General features: G+C 63.7%; 19 protein-coding genes and 1 tRNA gene. 13 read left to right on the forward strand and 7 right to left on the reverse strand.

The window, feature by feature from the left end; all coding sequences use genetic code 11:
- Window positions 1-183: 183 nt before the first annotated feature.
- Window positions 184-1,371 carry a sigma-54-dependent Fis family transcriptional regulator gene (locus CDV44_RS25835; RefSeq protein WP_249277719.1) on the reverse strand — a complete coding sequence of 396 codons (1,188 nt, stop codon included), beginning with the start codon at window positions 1,369-1,371 and terminating at the stop codon, window positions 184-186.
- 344 nt (window positions 1,372-1,715) lie between these two features.
- On the opposite strand from CDV44_RS25835, the gene CDV44_RS25840 reads away from it, so the two are divergent.
- A complete protein-coding gene (locus CDV44_RS25840; protein WP_087691458.1) occupies window positions 1,716-2,660 on the forward strand; it encodes a LysR family transcriptional regulator in 945 nt (314 codons plus the stop codon).
- Between the two features lie 34 nt (window positions 2,661-2,694).
- Here the strand turns inward: CDV44_RS25840 and CDV44_RS25845 are convergent, their stop codons facing one another.
- The 3 genes from CDV44_RS25845 to CDV44_RS25855 form a co-directional block, all read right to left on the reverse strand.
- Window positions 2,695-3,450 carry an SDR family NAD(P)-dependent oxidoreductase gene (locus CDV44_RS25845; RefSeq protein ID WP_087691459.1) on the reverse strand — a complete coding sequence of 252 codons (756 nt, stop codon included), beginning with the start codon at window positions 3,448-3,450 and terminating at the stop codon, window positions 2,695-2,697.
- Window positions 3,451-3,605: 155 nt separating this feature from the next.
- On the reverse strand, window positions 3,606-5,468 hold the full coding sequence (locus tag CDV44_RS25850) for a TRAP transporter large permease subunit (RefSeq protein ID WP_058379828.1): 1,863 nt from the start codon (window positions 5,466-5,468) through the stop codon (window positions 3,606-3,608).
- Between the two features lie 15 nt (window positions 5,469-5,483).
- The gene (locus CDV44_RS25855) at window positions 5,484-6,503 is read right to left on the reverse strand and encodes a TRAP transporter substrate-binding protein (protein ID WP_087691461.1); all 1,020 of its coding nucleotides are present in this window, start codon (window positions 6,501-6,503) and stop codon (window positions 5,484-5,486) included.
- A 669-nt stretch (window positions 6,504-7,172) separates the two neighbouring features.
- Here CDV44_RS25855 and CDV44_RS25860 point away from each other — a divergent pair.
- Genes CDV44_RS25860 through CDV44_RS25875 form a run of 4 tightly spaced genes read left to right on the forward strand, consistent with a single transcriptional unit; the run spans window position 7,173 to window position 10,958 of the window.
- On the forward strand, window positions 7,173-8,339 hold the full coding sequence (locus CDV44_RS25860) for an acetyl-CoA acetyltransferase (RefSeq protein ID WP_058375702.1): 1,167 nt from the start codon (window positions 7,173-7,175) through the stop codon (window positions 8,337-8,339).
- Window positions 8,340-8,374: 35 nt separating this feature from the next.
- Window positions 8,375-10,012, forward strand: a complete 1,638-nt coding sequence (locus tag CDV44_RS25865) for an acyl-CoA synthetase (protein WP_256388480.1) — start codon at window positions 8,375-8,377, stop codon at window positions 10,010-10,012.
- Window positions 10,009-10,545 carry a PCC domain-containing protein gene (locus tag CDV44_RS25870; protein WP_249277720.1) on the forward strand — a complete coding sequence of 179 codons (537 nt, stop codon included), beginning with the start codon at window positions 10,009-10,011 and terminating at the stop codon, window positions 10,543-10,545. Before CDV44_RS25865 ends, CDV44_RS25870 begins: the two co-directional genes overlap by 4 nt.
- A complete protein-coding gene (locus tag CDV44_RS25875; protein ID WP_087691463.1) occupies window positions 10,542-10,958 on the forward strand; it encodes a PPC domain-containing DNA-binding protein in 417 nt (138 codons plus the stop codon). Before CDV44_RS25870 ends, CDV44_RS25875 begins: the two co-directional genes overlap by 4 nt.
- 66 nt (window positions 10,959-11,024) lie before the next feature.
- Here CDV44_RS25875 and CDV44_RS25880 read toward each other — a convergent pair whose 3' ends face one another.
- Window positions 11,025-11,786, reverse strand: coding sequence for an alpha/beta fold hydrolase (locus CDV44_RS25880; RefSeq protein ID WP_087691464.1), 762 nt, complete (start codon window positions 11,784-11,786; stop codon window positions 11,025-11,027).
- Window positions 11,787-11,901: 115 nt separating this feature from the next.
- Between CDV44_RS25880 and CDV44_RS25885 the strand changes: the two genes are divergently transcribed.
- Window positions 11,902-12,681, forward strand: a complete 780-nt coding sequence (locus CDV44_RS25885; RefSeq protein WP_087691465.1) for a helix-turn-helix domain-containing protein — start codon at window positions 11,902-11,904, stop codon at window positions 12,679-12,681.
- 102 nt (window positions 12,682-12,783) lie between these two features.
- Here the strand turns inward: CDV44_RS25885 and alaC are convergent, their stop codons facing one another.
- Window positions 12,784-14,001: an alanine transaminase gene (alaC, locus tag CDV44_RS25890; protein WP_087691466.1), complete on the reverse strand. Its 1,218-nt coding sequence runs from the start codon at window positions 13,999-14,001 to the stop codon at window positions 12,784-12,786.
- A gap of 158 nt (window positions 14,002-14,159) precedes the next feature.
- Between alaC and CDV44_RS25895 the strand changes: the two genes are divergently transcribed.
- Window positions 14,160-14,489, forward strand: coding sequence for a multidrug efflux SMR transporter (locus tag CDV44_RS25895; protein WP_058375695.1), 330 nt, complete (start codon window positions 14,160-14,162; stop codon window positions 14,487-14,489).
- Here CDV44_RS25895 and rocD read toward each other — a convergent pair.
- The gene (gene rocD, locus CDV44_RS25900; protein ID WP_087691467.1) at window positions 14,486-15,700 is read right to left on the reverse strand and encodes an ornithine--oxo-acid transaminase; all 1,215 of its coding nucleotides are present in this window, start codon (window positions 15,698-15,700) and stop codon (window positions 14,486-14,488) included. The genes CDV44_RS25895 and rocD overlap by 4 nt on opposite strands.
- A gap of 215 nt (window positions 15,701-15,915) precedes the next feature.
- Between rocD and CDV44_RS25905 the strand changes: the two genes are divergently transcribed.
- The 6 genes from CDV44_RS25905 to CDV44_RS25930 all read left to right on the forward strand — a co-directional run bounded on the left by CDV44_RS25905 (window position 15,916) and on the right by CDV44_RS25930 (window position 22,220).
- A tRNA-Arg gene (locus CDV44_RS25905) sits at window positions 15,916-15,992 on the forward strand.
- Window positions 15,993-16,177: 185 nt separating this feature from the next.
- Window positions 16,178-17,197, forward strand: a complete 1,020-nt coding sequence (locus CDV44_RS25910) for a LacI family DNA-binding transcriptional regulator (protein WP_087691468.1) — start codon at window positions 16,178-16,180, stop codon at window positions 17,195-17,197.
- 92 nt (window positions 17,198-17,289) lie between these two features.
- Window positions 17,290-18,372, forward strand: a complete 1,083-nt coding sequence (locus tag CDV44_RS25915) for an ABC transporter substrate-binding protein (protein WP_249277721.1) — start codon at window positions 17,290-17,292, stop codon at window positions 18,370-18,372.
- On the forward strand, window positions 18,356-20,176 hold the full coding sequence (locus CDV44_RS25920; protein ID WP_170936105.1) for an iron ABC transporter permease: 1,821 nt from the start codon (window positions 18,356-18,358) through the stop codon (window positions 20,174-20,176). The genes CDV44_RS25915 and CDV44_RS25920 overlap by 17 nt, the downstream gene beginning before the upstream one ends.
- A complete protein-coding gene (locus tag CDV44_RS25925; RefSeq protein ID WP_087691470.1) occupies window positions 20,173-21,285 on the forward strand; it encodes an ABC transporter ATP-binding protein in 1,113 nt (370 codons plus the stop codon). The genes CDV44_RS25920 and CDV44_RS25925 overlap by 4 nt, the downstream gene beginning before the upstream one ends.
- Window positions 21,282-22,220 carry an inositol monophosphatase gene (locus tag CDV44_RS25930; RefSeq protein WP_087691471.1) on the forward strand — a complete coding sequence of 313 codons (939 nt, stop codon included), beginning with the start codon at window positions 21,282-21,284 and terminating at the stop codon, window positions 22,218-22,220. Before CDV44_RS25925 ends, CDV44_RS25930 begins: the two co-directional genes overlap by 4 nt.
- Window positions 22,221-22,352: the final 132 nt, after the last annotated feature.

Below are 22,352 nucleotides of genomic sequence, written 5' to 3' on the forward strand. Positions count from 1 at the left end.
CGAGTCGACAAATAAATCATTGCGCCGAATGATGAGAATGTTTCGCGGGGCCGCACCTATACTACGTTCCGCGAGAAGTAGACTTTTGCGTTGAGTGAAAAGTCTCCAAACCTTGGCGCGGCCTCATCGGCCGCGCTTTTTTTTGCCCGCATTTTTGTTACGTGTTTTCGTCACGCGCTTTCGTCACGCGTAGTGCCCCGACGTCAGCGCGTCGGCGCAATCGCGCACATGCGGAATGCTGAGTTGCTTGAGCTTGCGATACAGCGATGCGCGGCAAAAGCCGAGCGTGCGCGCCGCCGCAGAAATGTTCCAGCGATGTTGGGCGAGTGCCTGCAAGATGCGTTCACGTTCCTGCATGCGAGGCGCGTCGTGCTCGGTCGTGGCGGGCGTTGCCGTCGCCGCGATGCTCGATGACGCACTCTGTGCGGAGGCCGCACGCGTGACGGCCGACATCGAAGCCGACATCGAAGTCACCATCGGCATCGGCAACACCGCCGCGTCTCGCAGCGGCAATTCGTGGGCAGTCATCGTCGAATGTCGCGACGTCATCGCCGTCGCGGTCAACTCCGGTGGCAGATCTTCCACTCGCATCACATTCCCGTTCATCACCGCACAGGCGTAGCGCAACGCCGCGCGCAGCTGCCGCAAATTGCCGGGCCATGCATAGGCAAGCAGACGCGTCATGGCTTCCGCCGACACACGTGCGAGGGCTTGATCCATGCGCGTGCCGGGCCACTCGTCGCAGAGCATGCGCGCAATAAGTTCAGGCTTGTCGTCGCGTTCATGCAGCGTGGGGAGCGTCAACACGCCCACGGCGACGCGGTAATACAAATCTTCGCGGAACTTGCCTTGCGCAACGGCGCTCGCGAGATCCTGATGGGTCGCGCAAATCAACTGCACGTCGACCGGGATGGCACGGCTCGCACCCAGCGGTGTGACTTCGCGTTCCGACAGCACACGCAGCAAACGCGTTTGCAGCGCATACGGCATGTCGCCGATTTCATCGAGAAAGAGGGTGCCGCCGTCGGCCTGTTGCAGTTTGCCCTTCATGCCACCGGGCAGCGCGCCCGAGAACGCGCCGCGCTGATAGCCAAACAGTTCGCTCTCGACCAGATGTTCGGGAATCGAGGCCGTATTGATCGCGACGAACGCTTGCGCGCGCCGTTCGCTGTACGCGTGCAGTGCGCGGGCGAGAAACTCCTTGCCCGTCCCCGTCTCACCGAGAATCAGCACCGGCAGGCCGCGATCGACGAAGCGCTTGCCGCGCGCGAGCAGATCGCGCATGCGGGCGTCGGTGCCGCTGAGATCATCGATGGCGAGGTAGTCGGGGCGCATCTGGCGCTGAGCCGTGGTGGCAGGCGCGGGCGCCATGGCGGGGTGTGCGAGGGGGGCGAGTGCGGCGACGTTGCTGAAGGCGGCGGACGTACCGAGGGGGGCGACAGTGCCTAGGGTGCCTAGGTTGCCAAGGGGGCTAAGTGTGCCAAGCGATCCGACAGGTCGAGCGGGGGCGTTCGCTACAGCGAGGTGAGCGGGCATGACTGTCTCCTTCTCGTATCGTTACGAAAGGTCGCCGTCGGTGGCTTTTGGCCTGGCGTTTCCTCACGTCTCTTTATTTTGCGTCTCGCTCGGGTGGCGACCGCAAATGGAGCATACGACCGCCCAGTCATAACATCCAATACAATATTGGTGCGCTATTAATACCTCTGGGGTATCAGATGATCGAACTGCGCCATTTCCAGTATTTCGTCGTGTTGGCCGAAACCTTGCATTTCGGCCGCGCGGCGCAGCAATTACATATCTCGCAGCCGCCGCTCTCGCGGCAGATTGCGTTGATGGAGGCCGAACTGGGCGTGCAGCTCTTTGAGCGCACACGGCGGAGCGTGCGCCTGACCCGTGCGGGGGCGCGCTTCTATCAGGATGCGGTGGAAATTCTCAACTCGGTAGACCGGGCCAAACGCAACGTCGTGGCGGCCAGCCGGGGCGAGGATGGGGCGATCACCGTGGGCTTCATGATGTCCTCGGCCTACAACATCCTGCCGGCGCTCACGCGCACTTACGCTGCGGCGTATCCGCGCGTCGACATGAAGCTGGCGGAAGCCCTGCCCAACCTGCTAGCCGAATCGGTGCGCGCCGGCCGTATCGACGTGGGCATCATGTACCGTCCGGAAGACCTGACCGGGCTGGAGTCGGCGACGGTGTTTCGCGAAGAGATGGTCGCGGTGATACCGCGCACGCACGCACTTGCCGACGTGGGCGTGCTCGATGCCACGCAACTGGCAGAAGAGTCGTTCGTGAGCATTCCGCGCGAGATTGCCCCGCTGGTCTACGACCTGATCGTCACGCATTGCCGCCGCGCCGGCTTCGCACCGCATATCCGGCTCGAAACCAACCTTCAGCAGACGATTATCAATTTGGTGGGTGAGGGGCTGGGCGTGGCGATGGTGCCAATGTCGATGAGCAGCGCGAGCGCGTCGGGCACTGCGGTGTTCAAGTCACTGCGCAATGCGCCCGTGGCAGAGGTGGCCCTGCTGTGGAGTCGCGACAACCACAACCCGTGTGTTGCCACGTTTGTTGAAAATGCCCAGCGCGCGTGGCGCGAAATGCAGCGCGTGCCGGGCGCGCGGGTGGTGCCCGATCTGCCGGACACCCTCCTGCGCTGATTCTCGATGCCGATTCCGGTTCCGGTTCGGCGGCTTAGATTTCCAGAATCCCGGCGGCCACGAAGCCGCCGTCGACCGGCAGGATATGCCCGGTCACATACGACGCGTCGTCCGACGCGAGGAAGCTCACCGCCCCGGCGATTTCTTCCGGCTGGCCGTAGCGGCCCAGCGGCGTGGTTTCCGTGTAGTGCCGGCGCGAGATGTCCGAGTGCAGCACCTTGGTCAGCGGCGTGTCGATCGGGCCCGGCGCAACGCCGTTGGCCGTAATGCCGAACGGGGCCAGTTCGATGGCCATCTGACGCGTGAGCCCGATCACGGCCGCCTTCGACGTGCCATAAGCGGTGCGCCCGGCGCTCGCCAGAATGCCTGCCACCGAGGCCAGATTGACGATGCGCCCCCAGCGTTGTTCGCGCATCAGGCGGGCGGCGTGCTGCCCGCATAGCAGCGTGCCGGTCAGATTGACGGCCATCACCTGATGCCAGTGATCCAGCGGGTATTCGAGAAACGGAAACGTCTTGGCGATGCCTGCGTTATTGACCAGCACGTCGCAGCGGCCGTGCTTCTGCGCCACTTGCCGGAACCCGTCGGCAATCGACGCTTCCTCACCCACATTCATCTTGAGTGCCCACGCATTGCCGCCTGACGCCCGCAACTTGCTTGCCGTCTCGTTCGCACCTTCCTCGTTCAGATCGGCGACCACGACCGTCATGCCGTCTTTGACCAGCCGCTCGCAAATGGCTGCACCGATACCCATTCCACCGCCTGTCACAACTGCTACTTTCTCGGTCATGCTATGGACTCCTAAATTTATTTCGATTTACAGCGCGGGCTCCACCGCCAGCAGTGAGGCGGAGTCCGTTAGTTACCCAGCGAAAATTCGAACCGTGGCAGCGGTGGCGTCAGGCGGGCGGTCATCAAAGACCCGCCGGCCCGACGCTGCGCCGCTTACTTCAGGAAGCCGATAGAGATCCACGGCACGAAGACCACGATCAGCAGCGCGATGAGCAGCGCGCCCATATAAGTCCACATGCGGTTGAACACCTTGTCGGGCGAGGTCTTGCCGATGGCGCACGCGGCGTAGAACCCCACACCGAGCGGCGGCGCGAACAGACCCATCCCCATCGACAGGATGACGACCATCGCGTAGTGCACGTCGTGAATGCCCAGCGAGCGCGCCACGGGGAACAGCAGCGGCCCGAACAGCACGATGGCCGGAATGCCTTCGAGCACGCTGCCCAGCACGATGAATACCACCATCGAGATCAGCAGAAAGCCGACCTGTCCGCCCGGTACGCCGTGCATCAGGCCGACCAGCTTGGCCGAGAAACCCGACTGCGTCAGCGCCCACGCCATGGCGGTCGCCATGCCGATGATCAGCAGAATCGCGCCGGAGAGTGCGGCCGTTTCCGTGAGCAGCGGGTAGAGGCGTTTGAAGTTCAGATGCTTCTTGAACGCGTGCACGATCAGGCCGATCACGATCGTGTAGGCGATGCCGACCGTCGAGACCTCGGTGGCCGTGGCGGCACCTTCGATCACGGCCGTACGGATCAGGATCGGCAGGGCCAGCGCGGGCAGCGCGATGATGAACGTCTTGCCGATCACGCCCCACGGTGCACGGCGGGCCGCACTCGGTGCTTCCTTGCGCGAGCGGGTGAAGCACACCACCACGATGGCGAGCGTCGCGATCACGGCCGGCAGCAGGCCGCCGACGAAGAGCGCGGTAATCGACACACCGCACACCGCGCCAATGGTGATCAGCACGAGACTCGGCGGAATCGTCTCCGTCATCGCGCCCGTCGAGGACAGCAGCGCGACGAGGTCTTCCGGTTTCGAGCCACGGCGTTGCATTTCGGGGAACAGCGCCGGGGCAACAGCGGCCATGTCGGCAGCCTTCGAGCCCGAGATGCCCGAGACGAGGAACATCGCACCGAGCAGCACATATTGCAGGCCGCCGCGCACGTGACCGAGCAGCGATGCCATGAACTCGATCAGGCTGCGCGCCAGCCCGCTCATTTCGATCAGGGCACCGAGCAACACGAAAAGCGGCACCGACAGCAGAATCAGGCCCGACATGCCCTCGTCCATGCGGCTCACGACGATCTGCAACGGCGCATCCGTCACGAGCGCGAGATAGCCGAGCGTGGCCGTCCCGAACGCAAACGCGATCGGAATGCCGCCCGCCACACAAACGCCCACGATCAGCACGAAGAACACGAGCAGGTTGTAATTGCCCATCGCGATCAGCGCCGGGCGGCCGAGCCACAGTGCCGCACCGAGCGCAGCCACGACCAGCACCCCGAGTCCGAACTGGCGCATCGTGGAGCAGCGCGCCATGCGCGAGATCGCGGCGAGCAGCATGAGCGCCGCACCGACCGGCAGTGCCGCGGCACGCAGGCCATCGGGGATTTCGAGCGCGGGCGTCGTGATGTCCATCTGTTCGATGGCATGCGTGTACGCCGGCATGATGATGAGCGCCACGAACACGCAGACCGTGAGCGCGGCCATCGTCTGAAACCAGTCACGCCACGCCGCAGGAAGCTTGTTGACGATGGCGGACAGGCGCATGTGCTCACCGCGATCGAGCGCGATGACCGCGCCGAGCATCGATAGCCAGATGAACAGGATTTGCGCCAGTTCATCCGACCAGGTGAGCGGATTGTCGAACCCGTAGCGCGAGATTACGCCCGCGAGCAGGATGAGAGTCTCCGCCACGACCAGCAGCACGGCAACCGCCTCGGTGACTTTCATCACCGCGCGGTTGACGTGGCAGAAGAGGCGGGCGAGCGCGTGCGTGGGCTCGGCCGTCATCGTCAACGTTTCCATTTACGCGAGCTTCCCGGTGTACTTTTCGAGCATGGCCCAGGCTTCGTCGCCGAACTTCTTGTGCCATTCCGTGTAGAAGCCCGCTGCGCGCAGCTTGTCGCGGAACTGTTCGTTGTTCGGTGCGTTGAACACGAGACCCTTCTGCTTGAGTTCGACCATCACGCCGTCGTTGAGCTTCTTCACGTCGTCGCGCTGCACCAGTGCGGCGGCGTTCACGTTGGCGGTGATGATGTCCTGCAAGTCCTTCGGAATCTTGTCCCACTTCTGCTTGTTGGCGAGGAACCAGAAGCCGTCCCACATGTGGTTCGTCATCGACACGTACTTCTGCACTTCGTACAGCTTGGCGGTGGTGAGCAGGGCGAGCGGGTTTTCCTGCGCTTCGACGATCTTCGTTTGCAGCGCCGAATAGACTTCGGAGAAGTTGATCGACGTGGGCGACGAATCGAATGCGCGGAACATCGACGTCCACAGCGGGCTCGTCGGCACGCGGATCTTCAGGCCCTTGAGGTCAGCCGGTGAATTGATCGGGCGATTGCTCGTGGTGATCTGGCGATAACCGTTCTCCCAGATCTTGTCGAACGCGAAGACCGTGGTCTTGGCGATTTGCCCGCGCACGTGGGCACCGAGATCGCCGTCCATGGCGGCCCATACCTGACCGTAGTCCTTGAACGCGAAGCCCACGCCCGAGATCTGCGCCGACGGCACGAGCGTGCCGAGAATCAGCGGCGAGAGCGTGAAGAAGTCGATAGCGCCCGAGCGAATCTGACTCAGCATGTCGCTATCGGTGCCGAGCTGGTTGTTCGGGTAAATCTGGAAGTCCACGCGGCCTTTCGACTGCTCCGCGATCTTCTGCGCCATCTCCTTGGCGCGGATGTTCATCGGATGGCTGATCGGCAGGTTGTTGGCGAACTTCAGCGTGATTTCGGCGGCGTGCGCCTGCGTTTGATACAACCCCGTGGCGGCAGCGGCCGATGAGGCGGCCACGACTTTGATGAAGTGGCGACGATCCATAGTGCTCATACTGCATGTCTCCTTGATTTATAGGTTTGGTGACTGCGTCTGAAGCGGGACGGTGCAGGCGTGTTGCCCTGCAACCTTCCTGCCAACTCGGAACGCGGGCTCACAAGTGGCTTGGCTATCTTACGCAAATCGAATGCCAGTTCGACGCCCTGACGGGAAAACCCTTACGTTGTTAAACATCCACGCAATCTCAAGGCGATCTGAACGCGCCCGTGCAACGGCTTTTGTCTGATGGAACAGGCGGGTAGCGCGCTATGACAGGCTTGCCGGGGCACGGCGTCGACGGCGCACGGGCGTGCGACACCTGTCGCATGGCGCGGCGGCACGTGCGACAACTGTCTCGTGTGAATGTCGCCGCCGGTGAGACACCTGTCGCAGTTGGGCCGTCGACTGTCTCTTGTGGCGAGCCATGCTGCGCCACAGCAAATTCGTTTCATGCGCCACGCATTCGAATTCACTTGATGCGCTTAGGAGTCCCGCTTTACGCTTACGTCAATTGCGCGCACGCCATAAGCGTGTGTCCGGACGGCGGGGCGAATCTTCTGCGAATCTCCTCACGGTCTTGCCGCGCAATCGGCGTTCGATGCCGTGGCGATCATGAACCGCGAGAATCTGGCATCGAAATTGCTCACCGGAGTCTGGATCACCCCAATTTTCCGGAGAAACTTCATGGTTGCTGCATGCCTTACCGGCTGGGCCCACTCCCAGTTCGGCAAACTCGATAACGTCGACGCCGAAGTTCTGCTGGCCCAAGTCGCGCAAGCCGCGCTCGATGATGCGGGCCTCGCGCCCGAGCAGATCGATTCGATTCATGTCGGCACTTTCAATGGCGGTTTCCTGTATCAGGACTTCCCGTCGTCGCTCGTCTTCAACAACATTCCCGGCCTGCGTTTCAAACCCGCGACGCGTTACGAAAACGCTTGCGCGACGGGTTCGGCTGCCGTGCACGGCGGGCTGCAATCGATCGAAGCCGGCAAGGCCACGCACGTGCTCGTGATCGGTTTCGAGAAGATGACCGAGCTCGCCACGCCGCAGGTCGGCGAAGTGCTGCTCAAGTGTTCCTATGCGCGTGAAGAAGCCGGTATTCCGGGCGGTTTCGCCGGGGTGTTCGGCACCATTGCGCAGCAGTACTTCGATCGCTATGGCGACCAGTCCGACGCGCTCGCGCGCATCGCGGCGAAGAACCATCGCAACGGCACGGACAATCCGTACGCTCACATGCGTCGCGACTTCGGCTACGACTTCTGCCGCAACGTCTCCGACAAGAACCCGTTTGTCGCCGGCCCGCTCAAGCGCACCGACTGCTCGATGGTCTCCGATGGTGCTGCGGCACTGGTGATCTCGAAGGCCGACGTTGCCCGCACCATGCCGAAGGCCGTGGGCTTCCGGGCGGCCGTGCAGGTCAACGACTACCTGCCGCTGTCGCGCCGCGACGCGCTCGCGTTCGAAGGCGGCCAGCATGCGTGGCGTCAGGCGCTCGGCGTGGCAGGCGTGTCGCTCAAGGACCTGTCGCTGGTCGAGACGCACGACTGCTTCACCATCGCCGAACTGATCGAATACGAAGCCATGGGTCTGGCCAAGCCGGGTCAGGGTGCCAATGTCGTCGCGGAAGGGCTGACGGAAAAAGACGGCCTGCTGCCGGTCAACCCGTCGGGCGGCCTGAAGTCCAAGGGACATCCGGTCGGTGCCACGGGCGTCTCGATGCACGTGATGGCGGCGATGCAGCTCACCGGCACGGCGGGCGGGATGCAGATTCCCAATGCCAAACTCGCGGGCGTGTTCAACATGGGCGGCGCAGCCGTGGCCAACTACGTGAGCATTCTCGAAGCGCGCTGATCGGCACGCGGCCCGGGGCCTGCTATTGGACGCCTGTGCACACCGATGCAGGCCGGGCAAAGAAGACTAAGAGGAAAGCAGAGGAGACGAGCAAGATGCTCAAGAAGGTCATGAATCTCGGCCGCCTGTTGGCCGACGTTGCCCGGCGCCATCCGGACGAGGCGGGGTTGATCATCGGCGACAAGGTGACGACCTGGGGCGAGATCGACGCGCGCGTGAATGCCGCCGTCGATGCGCTGCGCAAGCTCGGTGTGGGCAAGGGCGACAAGCTGCTCGTGCATTCGCGCAACAACCTGCCGATCTTCGAGAGTGCGTGGATCGCGTTCAAGCTTGGCGCGATCTGGGTGCCCACGAACTTCCGTATCACCGCACCTGAAGCCGCCTATCTCGGGCAGTCGAGCGAGGCGTGCGTGATGATCTACGACGCGGGCTTCGAAGGCCATGTCGACGCGGTGAGAGCCGCTTCACCCGCGCTGCGCCACGTGATCGCACTGGGCACGCCGCGCGCTGGCGAGCTGCACTACGAGACGCTGGTCGCCGAGCACATGGGCGCGCCCGAGTTCGAAGAAGAAGTCGAGTACGAAGACCCGCTGTGGTTCTTCTACACATCGGGCACGACCGGGCATCCGAAAGCGGGGGTACTTTCGCACGGGCAGATGGCATTCGTCGTCACCAACCATCTGGCGGACCTGATGCCCGGTATCACGTATCGCAGCCGCTCGATGGTCGTCGCGCCGCTTTCGCACGGTGCGGGCATTCACGCCATCGTCAACACGGCGCGCGGTGCGGCCAGTGTGCTGCTGCCGGGCGAGAAGATGGACGCGGCGCAGGTCTGGCAGGCGGTCGAGCGTCACCGGATCGACAACATGTTCACCGTGCCGACCATCGTGAAGATGCTGGTCGAAGACCCGTCCGTGGACGAATACGATCACAGCGCGTTGCGCTTCGTGATCTACGCGGGGGCGCCGATGTATCGCGCCGATCAGAAATACGCGCTACAAAAGCTGGGCCGCGTGCTCGTGCAGTACTACGGTCTCGGCGAAGTGACGGGCAACATCACCGTGCTGCCGCCGTGGTTGCATGGCGATGACGACGACGCGCCCGATGCGCGCGTGGGCACGTGCGGTTTGCCGCGCACGGGCATGGAGGTGGCGATTCTCGACGAGCACGGCATGCGTCAGCCGCCGTTCGGTTCCGGCGAGATTTGCGTGCGTGGCCCGGCCGTGTTCATGGGGTATCACAACAACCCCGATGCCAACGCCAAGGCGTTCAAGAACGACTGGTTCCACACCGGCGATCTTGGCCATGTCGATTCACAGGGGTTCCTGTACATCACGGGGCGCGCGTCGGATATGTACATCTCGGGCGGATCGAACGTGTACCCGCGCGAGATCGAAGAAGCGTTACTCACGCACCCGGCGGTATCGGAGTGCGCAGTGCTCGGCGTGCCCGACCCCAAGTGGGGCGAGAGCGGGCTGGCGGTCGTGGTGGCCCGCGAGGGCATGGCCGCGCAAGCCGACGAGTTGCTGGGACATCTCGAAGCGCGCATTGCCCGCTACAAGTGGCCGCGCCGCTTCGTGTTCTGGAATGCCATGCCCAAGTCGGGCTACGGCAAGATCGTGAAGAAGCAAATCAAGACGATGCTCGAAGAGCAAGGAGACTATCGACTATGAAACCTGCGCTTTCACGGATCTATCGGCATGCAGGCGCCCCCACGTTACCCCGTGTGGAAGACTGCGTGTTGAGCGGGCAGCACGAACTGCGCGTGACGATCCGGTCTGGTGCGAATCTTGGCGAGTCGTTACGCGCGGCGTTATCCCGCTATGCGTACGGCGGCGGCGTCGGCCGTTTTTGCGCGGGGACCGCGCGAGGTCTGCGGTATCACATGATTGAGAACACCGCAGATAATGAGCGCCCCTTCGGGTATGGGGCGCCGGTCGACGAAACCCGGGAAGTGGACCTGATCGGCGGTGCCATCACCGTGGGCCGGACGGCCGACGGTGCGACATTGCTGCATTGCCATGCGGGGTTTTCCGACCCTACGGGCAACTTGCACGGTGGCCATCTGATTCTCGATCACACGTGGGCCGGCGACGAGCCCGTGGTGATCCGCTTGTGCTTGTTCGAGCACGGCGGGTATGTGACCGCAGACGATGAGGAAACGCGCTTTCACTTGCTCCATCCCGTTGCCGGAGACCTCTCATGAGCGCAGCGCTCGATGTTCCCGTCGCCATTGAAAATGGCACGCTGGGCCGCTTGGTGGTGGCCCGTCTCAAACCGAATCAGGACCTGACCGAAAGTATCGAGGCGCTGTGTGCCGAGCATGCGATTTCGCGCGCCATCGTGCGCGGGGCGGTCGGCAGTCTGATCGATGCACGCCTCGCGTTTCGCGCGGGCGAGGGCTGGCGCGAGCAACTCGTGCAGGGTCCGGGCGTGGAAATCCTCAACGTGTTCGGCGAAGTCGATGTGCGCACCGACCCCGCCAAGTCGCTGCCGATGTTGCACGGCATGGTCGCGGACACCGAGGGGCGCATGTTCGCCGGGCGCTTCGTGCGCGGCGGCAACCTGTCGTTCATCACCATCGAAGTGACCTTGCAAGAGTGGTTGCCGGCGTCTTGACGGTGGGCGTACGTCGGGATGTCGTGGTGGTTGCGACGGGGAGGGGAGTCTGCGGACTCCCTTTTTTCATGCGTAGACGCTATGTAGGAACGATTCGATGGCGGTAACCAGTGCCAGCGGCGTTTCGTTCATCGGGTAATGACCGGCGTTTGGCAGCACGTCCAATGTGGCGAGTGGGTAGCGTCGCAGGTACGTCTCGCTCGCGAGCGTGGCGTTGAACGTCGGGTCATGCTCACCCACGAGGACTTTCATCGGATGCACGCCGGTGATCTCATGACTGAAGTCCGTGTCGGCCCAAGTCCGGAAGTAAGCCGCAAACGCTTCGGGCGATGCGGTGGAAAGCGAATAGGCCGCTTTCCACTCGATCCAGCGCGACGGCAGCCGGTTACTGGTGCTGCGGTCGATGATCGTCTTGCGCAGTTCGATGCCGTTCGCGGCGTTTTCAAACAGCGCACGGCGTGTCGCGTCGAACGGCACGCCGCCGCACGGCACCGGGGCGACGGGGATTAACGCTCGCACACGCTCGGGGGCACGAGTGGCGATCTTCTCGATGGCCATCGCCCCCATGGAGTGGCCGACGAGGCTGAACGTCGCGAAGCCGAGAGCGTCGGCGAGCGCGAGGGTGTCGCCGGCGATCTCATCCATCGTGTAAGCGCCAGCGATTTCACGCATGCCGCCATAACCGCGATAGTCCATGAAGACGTAGCTGAAGTCGTCCGGCGAGAGCCACGCCTCGATGGGCGCGAACGCATGCGCATCGCCGAACCAGCCGTGCAGGACAAAGACAGCGTGAGGGCCATTCCCCACGCGGTGAAACGTATTGGGCATATCGACTCCGGCGGTTGATCGTGGCGACGTGCGATGCACTGACGAGACAGGCATCGTACTGGCCTGCGGGATTGCCCGCCGTCAACAGTGGGTCAATCGCTGTAGAATCCGGGCCATGCGAAATACATTGCTCGATCCCTACGAAACCTTGCCGCGCAGCGTGGTCGTGACCACCAACGACTATGCGGCGAGATCGACGTTTCCCGAGCATGCGCACGGGCGGGGGCAGTTCGCGTTTGCGTCGCGCGGCATGATTACGGTTGCTACGCCGCAGGGGCGCTGGTTCGTGCCGCCGCAACGCGCCTGCTGGGTACCGGCGGGTGTGCAGCACGAGATGACCATGAGCGGCCCGGTGACGATGCTCAACACCTTCGTTGCGAGCGATGCTGCCGAGGCAGCGGGGTTGCCCGGGCATTGCTGCGTTTTCGGGGTGTCGGCGTTGTTGCGGCAGTTGATGGATGAGGCGGTGGATTTGCCCGCCATGTATGACATCGGCGGGCGAGACGGCAAGCTCATGGACTTTCTCGTCTCGGAGATTGCCGCGATGCCGCGCCTGTCGCTGCATGCGCCGATGCCGAGCGATCCACGGCTGGTGGATGTGTGCCGGAATGTCTTTGCGGCACCGTCGATTGCGACCGATCTGGATGCCGTGGCGGATGCCGCATCGATGAGTCGGCGCACCTTCACGCGCCGGTTTCGTGAAGAGACCGGTGTGAGCTTTGCCGAATGGCGGCAGCAAGTGTGTTTGCTGGCGGCGATCGCACGCCTGAGTGAAGGGCAACCTGTGACGCGTGTGGCGCTGGATCTGGGCTATGGCAGCCCGAGCGCATTCACGTCGGCGTTTCGTCGCGTGCTGGGTGACGTGCCGAGCCGGTATCTGGAAGCGCGCGCTTAACGCGCAGCGGCCTTGAAAAGCAAACCGGGGCGTCCGTCTGAACGGAGGCCCCGGTGTGTGTCAACGTCAAGCAATGATGCTGTGTCGTGATGGCTTATGCGCTTATGCGACGGTCGGCGTGACGAGTCCGTCTTCGCGGAACATGTGCTTGATACCGCGCACTGCCTGACGAATACGCGATTCGTTTTCGATCAGTGCGAAGCGCACATACTCATCGCCGTACTCACCGAAGCCGATACCGGGCGAGACCGACACCTTCGCTTGTGCCAGCAGCTTCTTCGCGAATTCGAGCGAGCCGAGGGCGCGATACGGCTCGGGAATGCGTGCCCAGATATACATCGACGCCTTGGGCAGATCCACTGCCCAGCCCGCTTCGATCAGGCCTTTGTAGAGCACATCGCGGCGGCGTTGGTATTGCTCGCGAATCTCTTCCACGCAAGTCTGATCGCCTTCGAGCGCAGCGATGGCGGCCACTTGCACGGGGGTGAACGTGCCGTAGTCGTGATAGCTCTTGATGCGCGCGAGGGCGGCGACCAGTTCCGGGTTGCCGACCATGAAGCCGATGCGCCATCCGGCCATGTTGTAGCTCTTCGAGAGCGTGAAGAACTCCACTGCAACGTCTTTCGCCCCCGGCACCTGCATGATCGAGGGCGCTTTGTAGCCGTCATAGACGATGTCGGCGTAGGCCAGATCGTGCACCACGAGAATGTCGTGCTTGCGGGCGAGATCGATCACGCGCTCGAAGAATTCGAGTTCGACGCACTGCGCGGTCGGGTTCGACGGGAAGCCGAGAATCACCATCTTGGGCTTCGGATGGCTTTCGCGAATGCCGCGCTCGAGTTCGGTGAAGAAGTCGATGCCGGGCGTCATGGGCACGGAGCGGATGTTCGCCCCGGCGATGACGGCGCCGTAGATGTGAATCGGGTACGACGGGTTGGGCACCAGCACCGTATCGCCTTGGTCCAGCGTGGCGAGCATCAGGTGAGCGAGGCCTTCCTTCGAGCCGATGGTGACGATGGCTTCGCGCTCGGGATCGAGTTCGACGTCGTAGCGATCTTTGTACCAGTGGGTGATGGCGCGACGCAGACGCGGGATGCCACGCGAAGTCGAGTAGCCGTGCGTGTCGGGGCGTTGCGAGACTTCGACGAGTTTGCTGACGATGTGCGGCGGGGTGGCCCCGTCGGGGTTGCCCATCGACAGGTCGATGATGTCTTCGCCACGACGGCGCGCCGCCATCTTGAGTTCGGCGGTGATGTTGAAGACGTACGGGGGAAGGCGATTGATGCGCGCAAAGCTGCGCGAGCTCTGGGAGCCTGACATGTTGATCCTGGAACGTAAGCGCCCGGAACCGTCCGAGCGACGCCGGTGTGCTGGCCACACCGTGACGGCGACTTTAGCAAGGCGGCGTGAGATTGCGCAAGACAATTTTGCGAGGGCGGTCGGTTATGATGGGCGGCCTTGAAACCCGGAGGTTGGCGATGGCGTATCTGTACTTGCTGGTGGCGATCGTGGCGGAGGTGATCGCCACGTCGGCGCTCAAGGCGTCGGACGGCTTCTCGCGTGCGGGGCCGGTGGTGCTGGTGGTGGCGGGATATGGCGTGGCGTTCTACATGCTGTCGCTCACGCTGCGCACCATTCCCGTGGGTATTGCTTATGCGATGTGGTCGGGGCTGGGCATCGTGCTGATCTCGATCGCGTCGCGCGTGCTGTTCGGGCAGAAGTTGGACGCGGCGGCGATGCTCGGCATGGCGCTGATTATTGCCGGCGTGCTGGTGATGAATCTCTGGTCGAAGTCGTCGGCGCATTAAGCCGTGACTTGCTCGGCTTCTGCTTCTGCGAGCACCGCCTTGAGCGCGCCGACACACATATCGATTTCAGCGCGCTCGATGATGAGTGGCGGGGCGAGGCGCAGCACGGTCGAGCGCGTCTCCTTCGCGAGGATATGACGACGCAGCAGCCGCACGGCGAGATCGTGGGCGTCGGCGAGTGCGGGATCGATTTCGATGCCGACCCAGAGGCCGCGTCCGCGTACTTCACGGATGACGGGCGAATGGATCGCCCGCAGACGTGAGAGAAAATATTCCCCCAATTCCGCACTTCTGCCGGGCAGGTCTTCGTCGGCCATGACGTCGAGCGCTTCGAGTGCGACGGTGGCCGCCAGCGCGTTACCGCCGAACGTTGACCCATGACTGCCGGGTTCGAACAGATCGATGATGTCGTGTCTTGCGACAAATGCTGACACTGGCAGCAATCCGCCGCCGAGTGCCTTGCCCAGCATCACCCCGTCGGGGACGATGCCTTCGTGCTGATAGGCGAACCATCGCCCGGTGCGTCCGAGTCCTGATTGAATCTCGTCGAGCAACATCAGCACGTTCTGCTCGGTGCAAAGGTCGCGTAGCGAGCGCAGGAAGCCATCGGGTGGCACGACGACACCGCCTTCGCCCTGAATCGTTTCGAAGAGGACGGCGCAGGTGTTAGGGGTGATGGCGGCGCGAACGGCGTCGATATCGCCGAACGGGACGCGTACGAAGCCGGGGGCGAAGGGGCCGAAATCGGCGCGATAGGCGGGTTCGGACGAGAAGCCGACGATGGTGGTGGTGCGGCCATGGAAATTACCGTCGGCGACGATGATTTCGGCTTTCTCGGCGGGTATGCGTTTGACGCTGTAGCCCCAGCGGCGGGCGGCTTTGATGGCGGTTTCCACGGCTTCGGCGCCGGTGTTCATCGGCAGGGCGCCGTCGAGCGTGGTGAGATCGCAGAGGCGTTCGAGAAAGGCGCCGAGCTTATCGGAATAGAAGGCCCGGGAGACGATGGCGAGCCGCTGCGCCTGCGCGGTGAGCGCCGCGACGAGGCGAGGGTGGGCGTGGCCGTGGCTGACGGCAGAGTAGGCGCTCATCATGTCGAGATAGCGGGTGCCTTCGACATCCCAGACCCAGACGCCCTTGGCGTGCGAGAGCACGACGGGGAGCGGGGCATAGTTGTGTGCGCCGTAGCGTTGTTCGCGTTCGATCTCGTTCATGAGCGCGTCCCTCCACGTCAGTAGTCTAGATGGGAAGGGAGGGACACGTAAAGAGGACATCTCCTGAGGGCACGCGGATGAAATTGGCATGCGCGTGCGCTATAATCGCCGATTCCTCGGGCATTTCAGCGCATTCTTGCAATTGCGAATCATCCGCAGCAAAGTGCAAGCTCAGGAACCTTCCGGCAGCGACACTCGGTCGCCGCCAACACGCACTGCCCATAGCTCAGTTGGATAGAGCATCGGCCTTCTAAGCCGACGGTCGGGGGTTCGAATCCCTCTGGGCAGGCCAGCTATCTCATCAGCTTCCCTGCGGTACCCCTCGAAGTCACACCGCAGCACCTCCCACACGCAACGTTCCGCAACGCCTCCCCCTGTCACATCCCCGACACACCGCACATCTAAGCTACCCGGTCATCGTGCTGGCGCGGCCACTTCTGCGCTGGCCTCTCTTGCGTACCCGCTCCCATTGTTTCGATGACCGACAAAGAAAAGAGCTGGGCGATTGCCGAGGATGTGGCGCGCATGGCCGGGGTGTCTCGCTCCGCCGTTTCGCGCACTTTTACGCCCGGTGCCAGCGTCTCTCCGAAGACGCGGGCCCGTGTGCTCGAAGCCGCGAAGACGCTGAACTACCACGTCGACATCAACGCCCGGAACATGATTCAGGGCCGCAGCACGTTTGTCGGCGTCGTCACCTCCGCGCTGGTGAGTCCCTTTCGTGCGCAACTACTGGCCCCGATCGCCCACCATCTGGCCGCTCGCGGCCTGTTGCCCATTCTCATGAATGCGGACGATCCGGACCAGACCAGCTACGCCCTGCAACGGCTGCTGAGCTACCGCATCGCGGGCGTCATCATGACCTCCGGCGCGCCGCCGCTCTCGCTGGCGCGCGAATACATCGAGCGCAAAGTCCCCGTCGCGATGATCAACCGTGCCCCCGAACTGGAAGGCGCTGACGTAATCAACAGCGATAACCACGCTGGCGCCGCACTCGCCGCACGCGAACTGTTCGATTCGGGCGCAACGCGCTTCGCCTTCATCGGCCCGCACGCCACGCACTTCAGCGGACGCCAGCGTTGCGAAGGTTATATCGACGCACTCGCGCGTCTGGGCGTGCGCAAAAACCGGATCACGTTGTGCAACTCCACGATCTCGTCGTACGAAGCCGGGCAACTTGCCGCGCGTGAAGTGCTCGCCGACGCCGCTACCGCACCAGACGGTGTCTTCTGCGCCACGGACATGGTCGCGCTTGGCTTCATGGATGAAGCGCGCCGCGCGTTCGGCCGCCGTTTCCCGGAAGACATCCGCATCGTCGGCTTCGACGACATCCAACACGCCGCGCTCGACAGCTACCGCCTCTCGACCATTGCCCAGAACACCGACGCGCTAGCCCATAGCGTGGTCGACATGCTCACCCAACGCATCACCGACTTCTCGCGCGCCGCGGAAGTCCGCATCGCCCCCGTCACCTTCGTGCGCCGAGCCACCACCGGCTGACCCGCGCCCCCCACGGACCGACTCCGACCCTTCCCATGCTGACGAAGCCCAAACCTCCCGCCATTTCGCCCAACATTGCAAACGAGTGCAACGTGCGAAAACACCGCGACCGCAGCGGCCTGACATCGCGTCTGCTACGCGTCGCGCGCGGCTCGGTGGCCGCCGTCCTGAGCGTCGTCGCCGTCGCCGCGATGCTCCCGCCATCGACCGCCCACGCCGCCGATCGCCTGAGCCTGCTTTGCTCGGCAGATCTCGAATGGTGCCAACTGATGAAGAAGCGCTTCGAGAAAGAGACCGGCGTCGGTGTGGCCATGATCCGCAAGAGCGCTGGTGAAGCGCTGGCGCTGCTGACCGCGCAACGTGCGCGTCCGCAGTTCGACGTATGGTGGGCTGGCTCCGGCGATTCGCATCTGCAAGCCGCATTCGAAGGCCTGACCGAGGCCTACCGCTCCCCGGCATTGGCACAGTTGCAGCCGTGGGCGCAGCGTTTCGCACAGACCGGCCGCGACCGCACCGTCGGTGTCTATCAGGGGCTGCTCGGTATCGGCTACAACGCCGCAGAGCTGCGCAAGCGCCGTCTTGAACCGCCGAAATGCTGGCGCGATCTTCTCTCGCCCGCGTGGAAGGGCGAAATCCAGATCGCGAATCCGAACGCCTCCGGCACGGCCTATGTGGCCCTCGCCACCCTCGTGCAACTGATGGGCGAAGACGAAGCGTTCCGCTACCTTCGCGCGCTCAACTCGAACGTCAGCCAGTACACGGCAACCGGCGTCGCGCCGGGCGAAGCGGCATCGCGCGGCGAAGCGAGCATCGCTATCGAATTCCTGCACGACCTCGTAAAGCAACGCGTGGCTGGTTTCGACATCGCGACCGTCGCACCGTGCGAAGGCATCGGCTTCGAGACCGGCGGCATGAGCCTGATCGCCGGGGCAGCGCATCCGGCGCTGGCGAAGCAGTTCTACGAGTTCGCGCTGCGTGCCGATGTTCAATCGCTGGCAGAACAGGCGCACGCTTACCAGATGCCGTCGAACCGCGATGCCGCTGTGCCGAAGCTGGCACCGCAGCCGTCCAGCATCAAGTTGATCGACTACGATGCCGCGCGATTTGGCGACCCCGCGACGCGCAAGCGTCTGTTGCAGCGCTGGAACACTGAAATCTATGCCCACGCTCGCTAAGCTGCCGCACGACGGCTTCACGCGCGGCGTGCTCATCGCCACGGTACTGGCGTTGGGCGTTTTCGTGGCGTGGCCGCTCGCGAACAGCTTTTTCTCACTGGTGCCCGCATGGCGTAACGCTGGAGGCGATTTGCCCGCCGCGTGGGCCACGCTGGCGCCCGACGTTTGGCGGCTGGGCTGCGTGCGCGGCGCTGGGGCGTGCGGCAGCGGCTGGCACAGCATTGCGCTGGGCATCGCCTCCGCCGTCACATCCACGATCCTTGGCGCCGCACTGGCGTTGCTCGCCACACGTAGCGCACTGACGCGCTCGCGCACCGGCGCGGCGTTGTTGCGTGGCGTTGCGATGTTGCCTGCCATCACGCCGCCGTTCGCCGTGGGCCTTGCACTGATTCTGCTGCTCGGCAGAAACGGTGCGATCACGCAGGCCGTGGCCGAATGGCTCGGTGTAACGCCCGGACGCTGGCTGTATGGCCCCCTCGGTCTATGGTTGGCGCAGTGTCTGGCCTTCACACCGGTCGCATTCCTTACGGTGCTGGGTGTCGTGCAGCGCTTGCCTGCTGTGCTGGAAGAGGCGGCTGCCACGCTGCGAGCGACGCATTGGCAGACCTTCCGCACCGTGACGTGGCCGATGATGCGTCCCGGCCTCGCCAACGCGCTGCTGCTGTGCTTCATCGAAAGCCTCGCCGACTTCGGTAACCCGCTGGTGCTCGGTGGCAACTTCCGCGTGCTGTCGTCCGATCTGTATTTCGCAGTCGTCGGTGCCGAACAAGATCCCGGACGCGCTGCCGCGCTCGCCGTCTGGCTGTTGTTGATGGCGTTGGGGGCGTTCGCGCTGCAACGTCGGTGGCTCGGCGAGCGCAGCTACGTCGCCGTGAACGGCAAGGGCGGCGGCGGTCGTGCGGCACCGCTCGACGCGCGTCTCTCGTGGTCGCTGGCGGCGCTCGTCACACCGTGGTGCCTGCTGACGCTGGCCGTCTACGGCACGTTGCTGGCTGGCGGCTTCGTCACACTGTGGGGCGTCGATTTTCATTGGACGCTGGCGCATTTGACGGATGTATTCGGCGTCGCGATGGAAGACGGCGCGATATCCCTCACCGGGCAGGCATGGCCGTCTGCACTGGAAACCCTGCGCCTGTCGGCGATTGCCGCACCTCTGACCGCCGTCGCTGCTGTGTTCGGCGGCTGGCTGATCGCACGTCGTCAATTTGCGGGCCGCCGCTGGCTTGAGGGCGCTCTCGTCGCCGCGTTTGCGATTCCGGGCACTGTGATCGGGCTCGCGTACGCGCAGACGTTCAACGCCGCACCGTTGGCGCTGACCGGCACCGGCGCGATTCTCGTGCTGTCGTTCCTGTTCCGGAATATGCCGATGGGCTTGCGCACGACTGTCGGCGCGCTGGCGCAGATCGATCCGAGTCTGGATGAAGCGTCGGCCACGTTGCGCGCCGGTAGCTGGACGACGCTGCGACGCGTGCTGCTGCCGCTGCTGCGCCCCGCCTGTGCGGCCGCGCTGATCTACGGCTTCGTGCGCGCGGCAACGGCGGTGAGCGCCGTCGTGTTCCTCGTGAGCGCCGACCATGATCTCGCGACGACTTACCTGATCGGTCTCATCTCGAATGGCAGCTATGGCCCGGCGTTGGCGTATGCCGGCGTGCTGGTGGTCGCCTTGTTCGCCATCGTCGTCTCGCTGGAAACCGCACTGCGTGTGAGTGAAGCAAAACGCGCACGGACTATGGCGTCGGCGATTGAATCGACGCCTGAGGGTCTCGGTAACACGCCACGCATTGGCCGGAAATCATTAGCATGAACGCAAACAAATCCGCATCCTCATCCACGCCGCGCGGCGCGCTTGTCTTTGAAAACGTCCGCAAAGGGTGGGGCACGCACGTCGCCATTCCCGACTTGTCTTTCACGGTCGCCCCGGGCACGCTGACGACGCTCCTGGGGCCGAGCGGCTGCGGCAAGACGACCACGCTGCGTCTGATCGCCGGGCTTGAGTTGCCGGACGCGGGACGCATCACACTCGGCGGCCGGGACGTGACACGTCTCGGTGCTCGTGATCGCGACGTGAGCATGGTGTTCCAGTCGTACGCGCTGTTTCCGCACATGAGCGTGTTCGAGAACGTGGCCTATGGCCTCACGGTCACGCGCGTGCCCCAGCAGGAACTGCGCGAACGTGTCTTCGAATCGTTGACGCGTGTCGGTCTCGCTTCCATGGCGCAGCGCATGCCCGCCGAACTGTCGGGCGGACAGCAACAACGTGTTGCCGTCGCGCGCGCGCTGGTGCTGGAACCCGAAGTGATGCTGTTCGACGAGCCGCTGTCGAATCTCGATGCGCGTCTGCGCGTGCGAGTACGAGAAGACATTCGCGATCTCCAGACACAACTCGGTCTGACGGTCGTCTACGTCACGCACGATCAGGAAGAAGCGCTTGCCATCAGCGATCAAGTCGTCGTCATGTACGACGGACGAATTGCCCAGCAGGACGCGCCGCGCACGCTCGTCGAGCAGCCCGCCGATGCGTTCGTCGCCACATTCATCAGCAACGCCAACCTGATCGATCTGGCCGTCACCGAACAACGCGATGGTCACGCGCAATGCGATTTTCACGGACTGCCGCTGAGGCTTCCCTATGCCGGACCGGCGTTGACCAACGCTCGCGTCGCCATCCGGCCGGAAGCGTTGACGTTGCAGCCCGTCCCTCATACCGAAGACCGTGCCGACGCGCTGCACGGTCCCATCGGTGAAATCCGGCGCGCCACCTATCTGGGGCGCGCCACGCAGTACTTCGTTCAAACCTCCGCAGGAGACCTCGTGGTCTTGTCACATCAATTCGAACCCCCGTTCCCCGTCGGCACGCGCGTCGCCGTTGGCTTGCATGCGCGCGGCGCCGCTATCGTAGGAGCCGCGCAATGACCGGAACCCCCCATCAAATAGGCTCACCGGAAAACGTCGGCAACAACGACGATTCCCTCGATGCGCGCTATCAACTCGCTCAAGTCATCGCCCGTGAAGCCGGGCTGCGCGCACTCGCCATGTTTCGCACGCGCGATGCACTCACGGTGGAATACAAGGGTGTGCAGGATGTCGTGAGCGTGGCCGATCGCGCTATCGAGCAACTGGTGCGTGAGCGCGTAGCCGCCGCGTTTCCGACGGACGCCTTCCTCGGTGAAGAAAGCGCAGCCGCAGGCAACATGCCCGCAGCGTCACGTGTCACGTGGGTGGTCGATCCGATCGACGGCACCGCCTGTTTTCTCCACGGTATGCACGCGTGGTGTGTCTCAATCGCCGTCATCATCGACGGCGTGCCGGCCATCGGCGCGATCTACGATCCGAATGCCGACGAACTGTTTCACGGCGCAACCGGGCGGGGCGCATTTGTCGACAACGCAGTGATGGCCAGTGCCTCGACACCGCGCTTGCCCGATGGCGGCGAGCCTGATGTGCTTCGCGTCAGCACGGCGTTGAACGTCGCCGATGTGAATGCGCCGACACAAGGCGTGCTGGGCGTGGGCGTGTCGCATCGCGTCGATCGCGCTGACTTTCTGGCGTTTCTCGACGGCTGGCTCGCACGTGGCGGCATGTTCGTGCGCATCGGTTCGGGCGCGCTGATGATGGCGTACACCGCAGCGGGACGGCTCATCGGATATTACGAGCCGCATATTCATGCGTGGGATTGTCTGGCCGGTATCGTGCTCGTGCAGGAAGCAGGTGGGCAGGTCAGCGACTTCCTCGCCGACGATGGACTCACGCGCGGCAACCCGATTCTCGCTTCGAGTAAGGCGCTCTACAACACGCTGAACGATGTGGTGAACGCATCGACACAGCGGCATGCGTCATCTCCTGACTAAGCGTTTTCACGGCATTGATTTCACCGTGATTGCATTCGATTGCAATTTCTCGCGTGAGCAAGACGACGACAGACCCGATGCGAACGATGTCCGGACGACACGAAAAATTCACCGACCACGGCCAGCCATGTC

It is taken from the genome of Pandoraea sp. PE-S2R-1, assembly GCF_002179865.1.
GTDB lineage: Bacteria > Pseudomonadota > Gammaproteobacteria > Burkholderiales > Burkholderiaceae > Pandoraea.

Bases quoted from the DNA above. Each gene is read 5' to 3' on its own strand.
- CDV44_RS25920 (WP_170936105.1), top strand. From the start codon at position 18,356: ATGCCCACGCTCGCTAAGCTGCCGCACGACGGCTTCACGCGCGGCGTG.
- CDV44_RS25880 (WP_087691464.1), bottom strand. From the start codon at position 11,786: ATGCCCAATACGTTTCACCGCGTGGGGAATGGCCCTCACGCTGTCTTT.
- CDV44_RS25885 (WP_087691465.1), top strand. From the start codon at position 11,902: ATGCGAAATACATTGCTCGATCCCTACGAAACCTTGCCGCGCAGCGTG.
- CDV44_RS25860 (WP_058375702.1), top strand. From the start codon at position 7,173: ATGGTTGCTGCATGCCTTACCGGCTGGGCCCACTCCCAGTTCGGCAAA.
- CDV44_RS25875 (WP_087691463.1), top strand. From the start codon at position 10,542: ATGAGCGCAGCGCTCGATGTTCCCGTCGCCATTGAAAATGGCACGCTG.
- CDV44_RS25855 (WP_087691461.1), bottom strand. From the start codon at position 6,503: ATGAGCACTATGGATCGTCGCCACTTCATCAAAGTCGTGGCCGCCTCA.
- rocD (WP_087691467.1), bottom strand. From the start codon at position 15,700: ATGAACGAGATCGAACGCGAACAACGCTACGGCGCACACAACTATGCC.
- alaC (WP_087691466.1), bottom strand. From the start codon at position 14,001: ATGTCAGGCTCCCAGAGCTCGCGCAGCTTTGCGCGCATCAATCGCCTT.
- CDV44_RS25835 (WP_249277719.1), bottom strand. From the start codon at position 1,371: ATGGCGCCCGCGCCTGCCACCACGGCTCAGCGCCAGATGCGCCCCGAC.
- CDV44_RS25845 (WP_087691459.1), bottom strand. From the start codon at position 3,450: ATGACCGAGAAAGTAGCAGTTGTGACAGGCGGTGGAATGGGTATCGGT.
- CDV44_RS25850 (WP_058379828.1), bottom strand. From the start codon at position 5,468: ATGACGGCCGAGCCCACGCACGCGCTCGCCCGCCTCTTCTGCCACGTC.
- CDV44_RS25870 (WP_249277720.1), top strand. From the start codon at position 10,009: ATGAAACCTGCGCTTTCACGGATCTATCGGCATGCAGGCGCCCCCACG.
- CDV44_RS25840 (WP_087691458.1), top strand. From the start codon at position 1,716: ATGATCGAACTGCGCCATTTCCAGTATTTCGTCGTGTTGGCCGAAACC.
- CDV44_RS25910 (WP_087691468.1), top strand. From the start codon at position 16,178: ATGACCGACAAAGAAAAGAGCTGGGCGATTGCCGAGGATGTGGCGCGC.
- CDV44_RS25925 (WP_087691470.1), top strand. From the start codon at position 20,173: ATGAACGCAAACAAATCCGCATCCTCATCCACGCCGCGCGGCGCGCTT.
- CDV44_RS25930 (WP_087691471.1), top strand. From the start codon at position 21,282: ATGACCGGAACCCCCCATCAAATAGGCTCACCGGAAAACGTCGGCAAC.
- CDV44_RS25895 (WP_058375695.1), top strand. From the start codon at position 14,160: ATGGCGTATCTGTACTTGCTGGTGGCGATCGTGGCGGAGGTGATCGCC.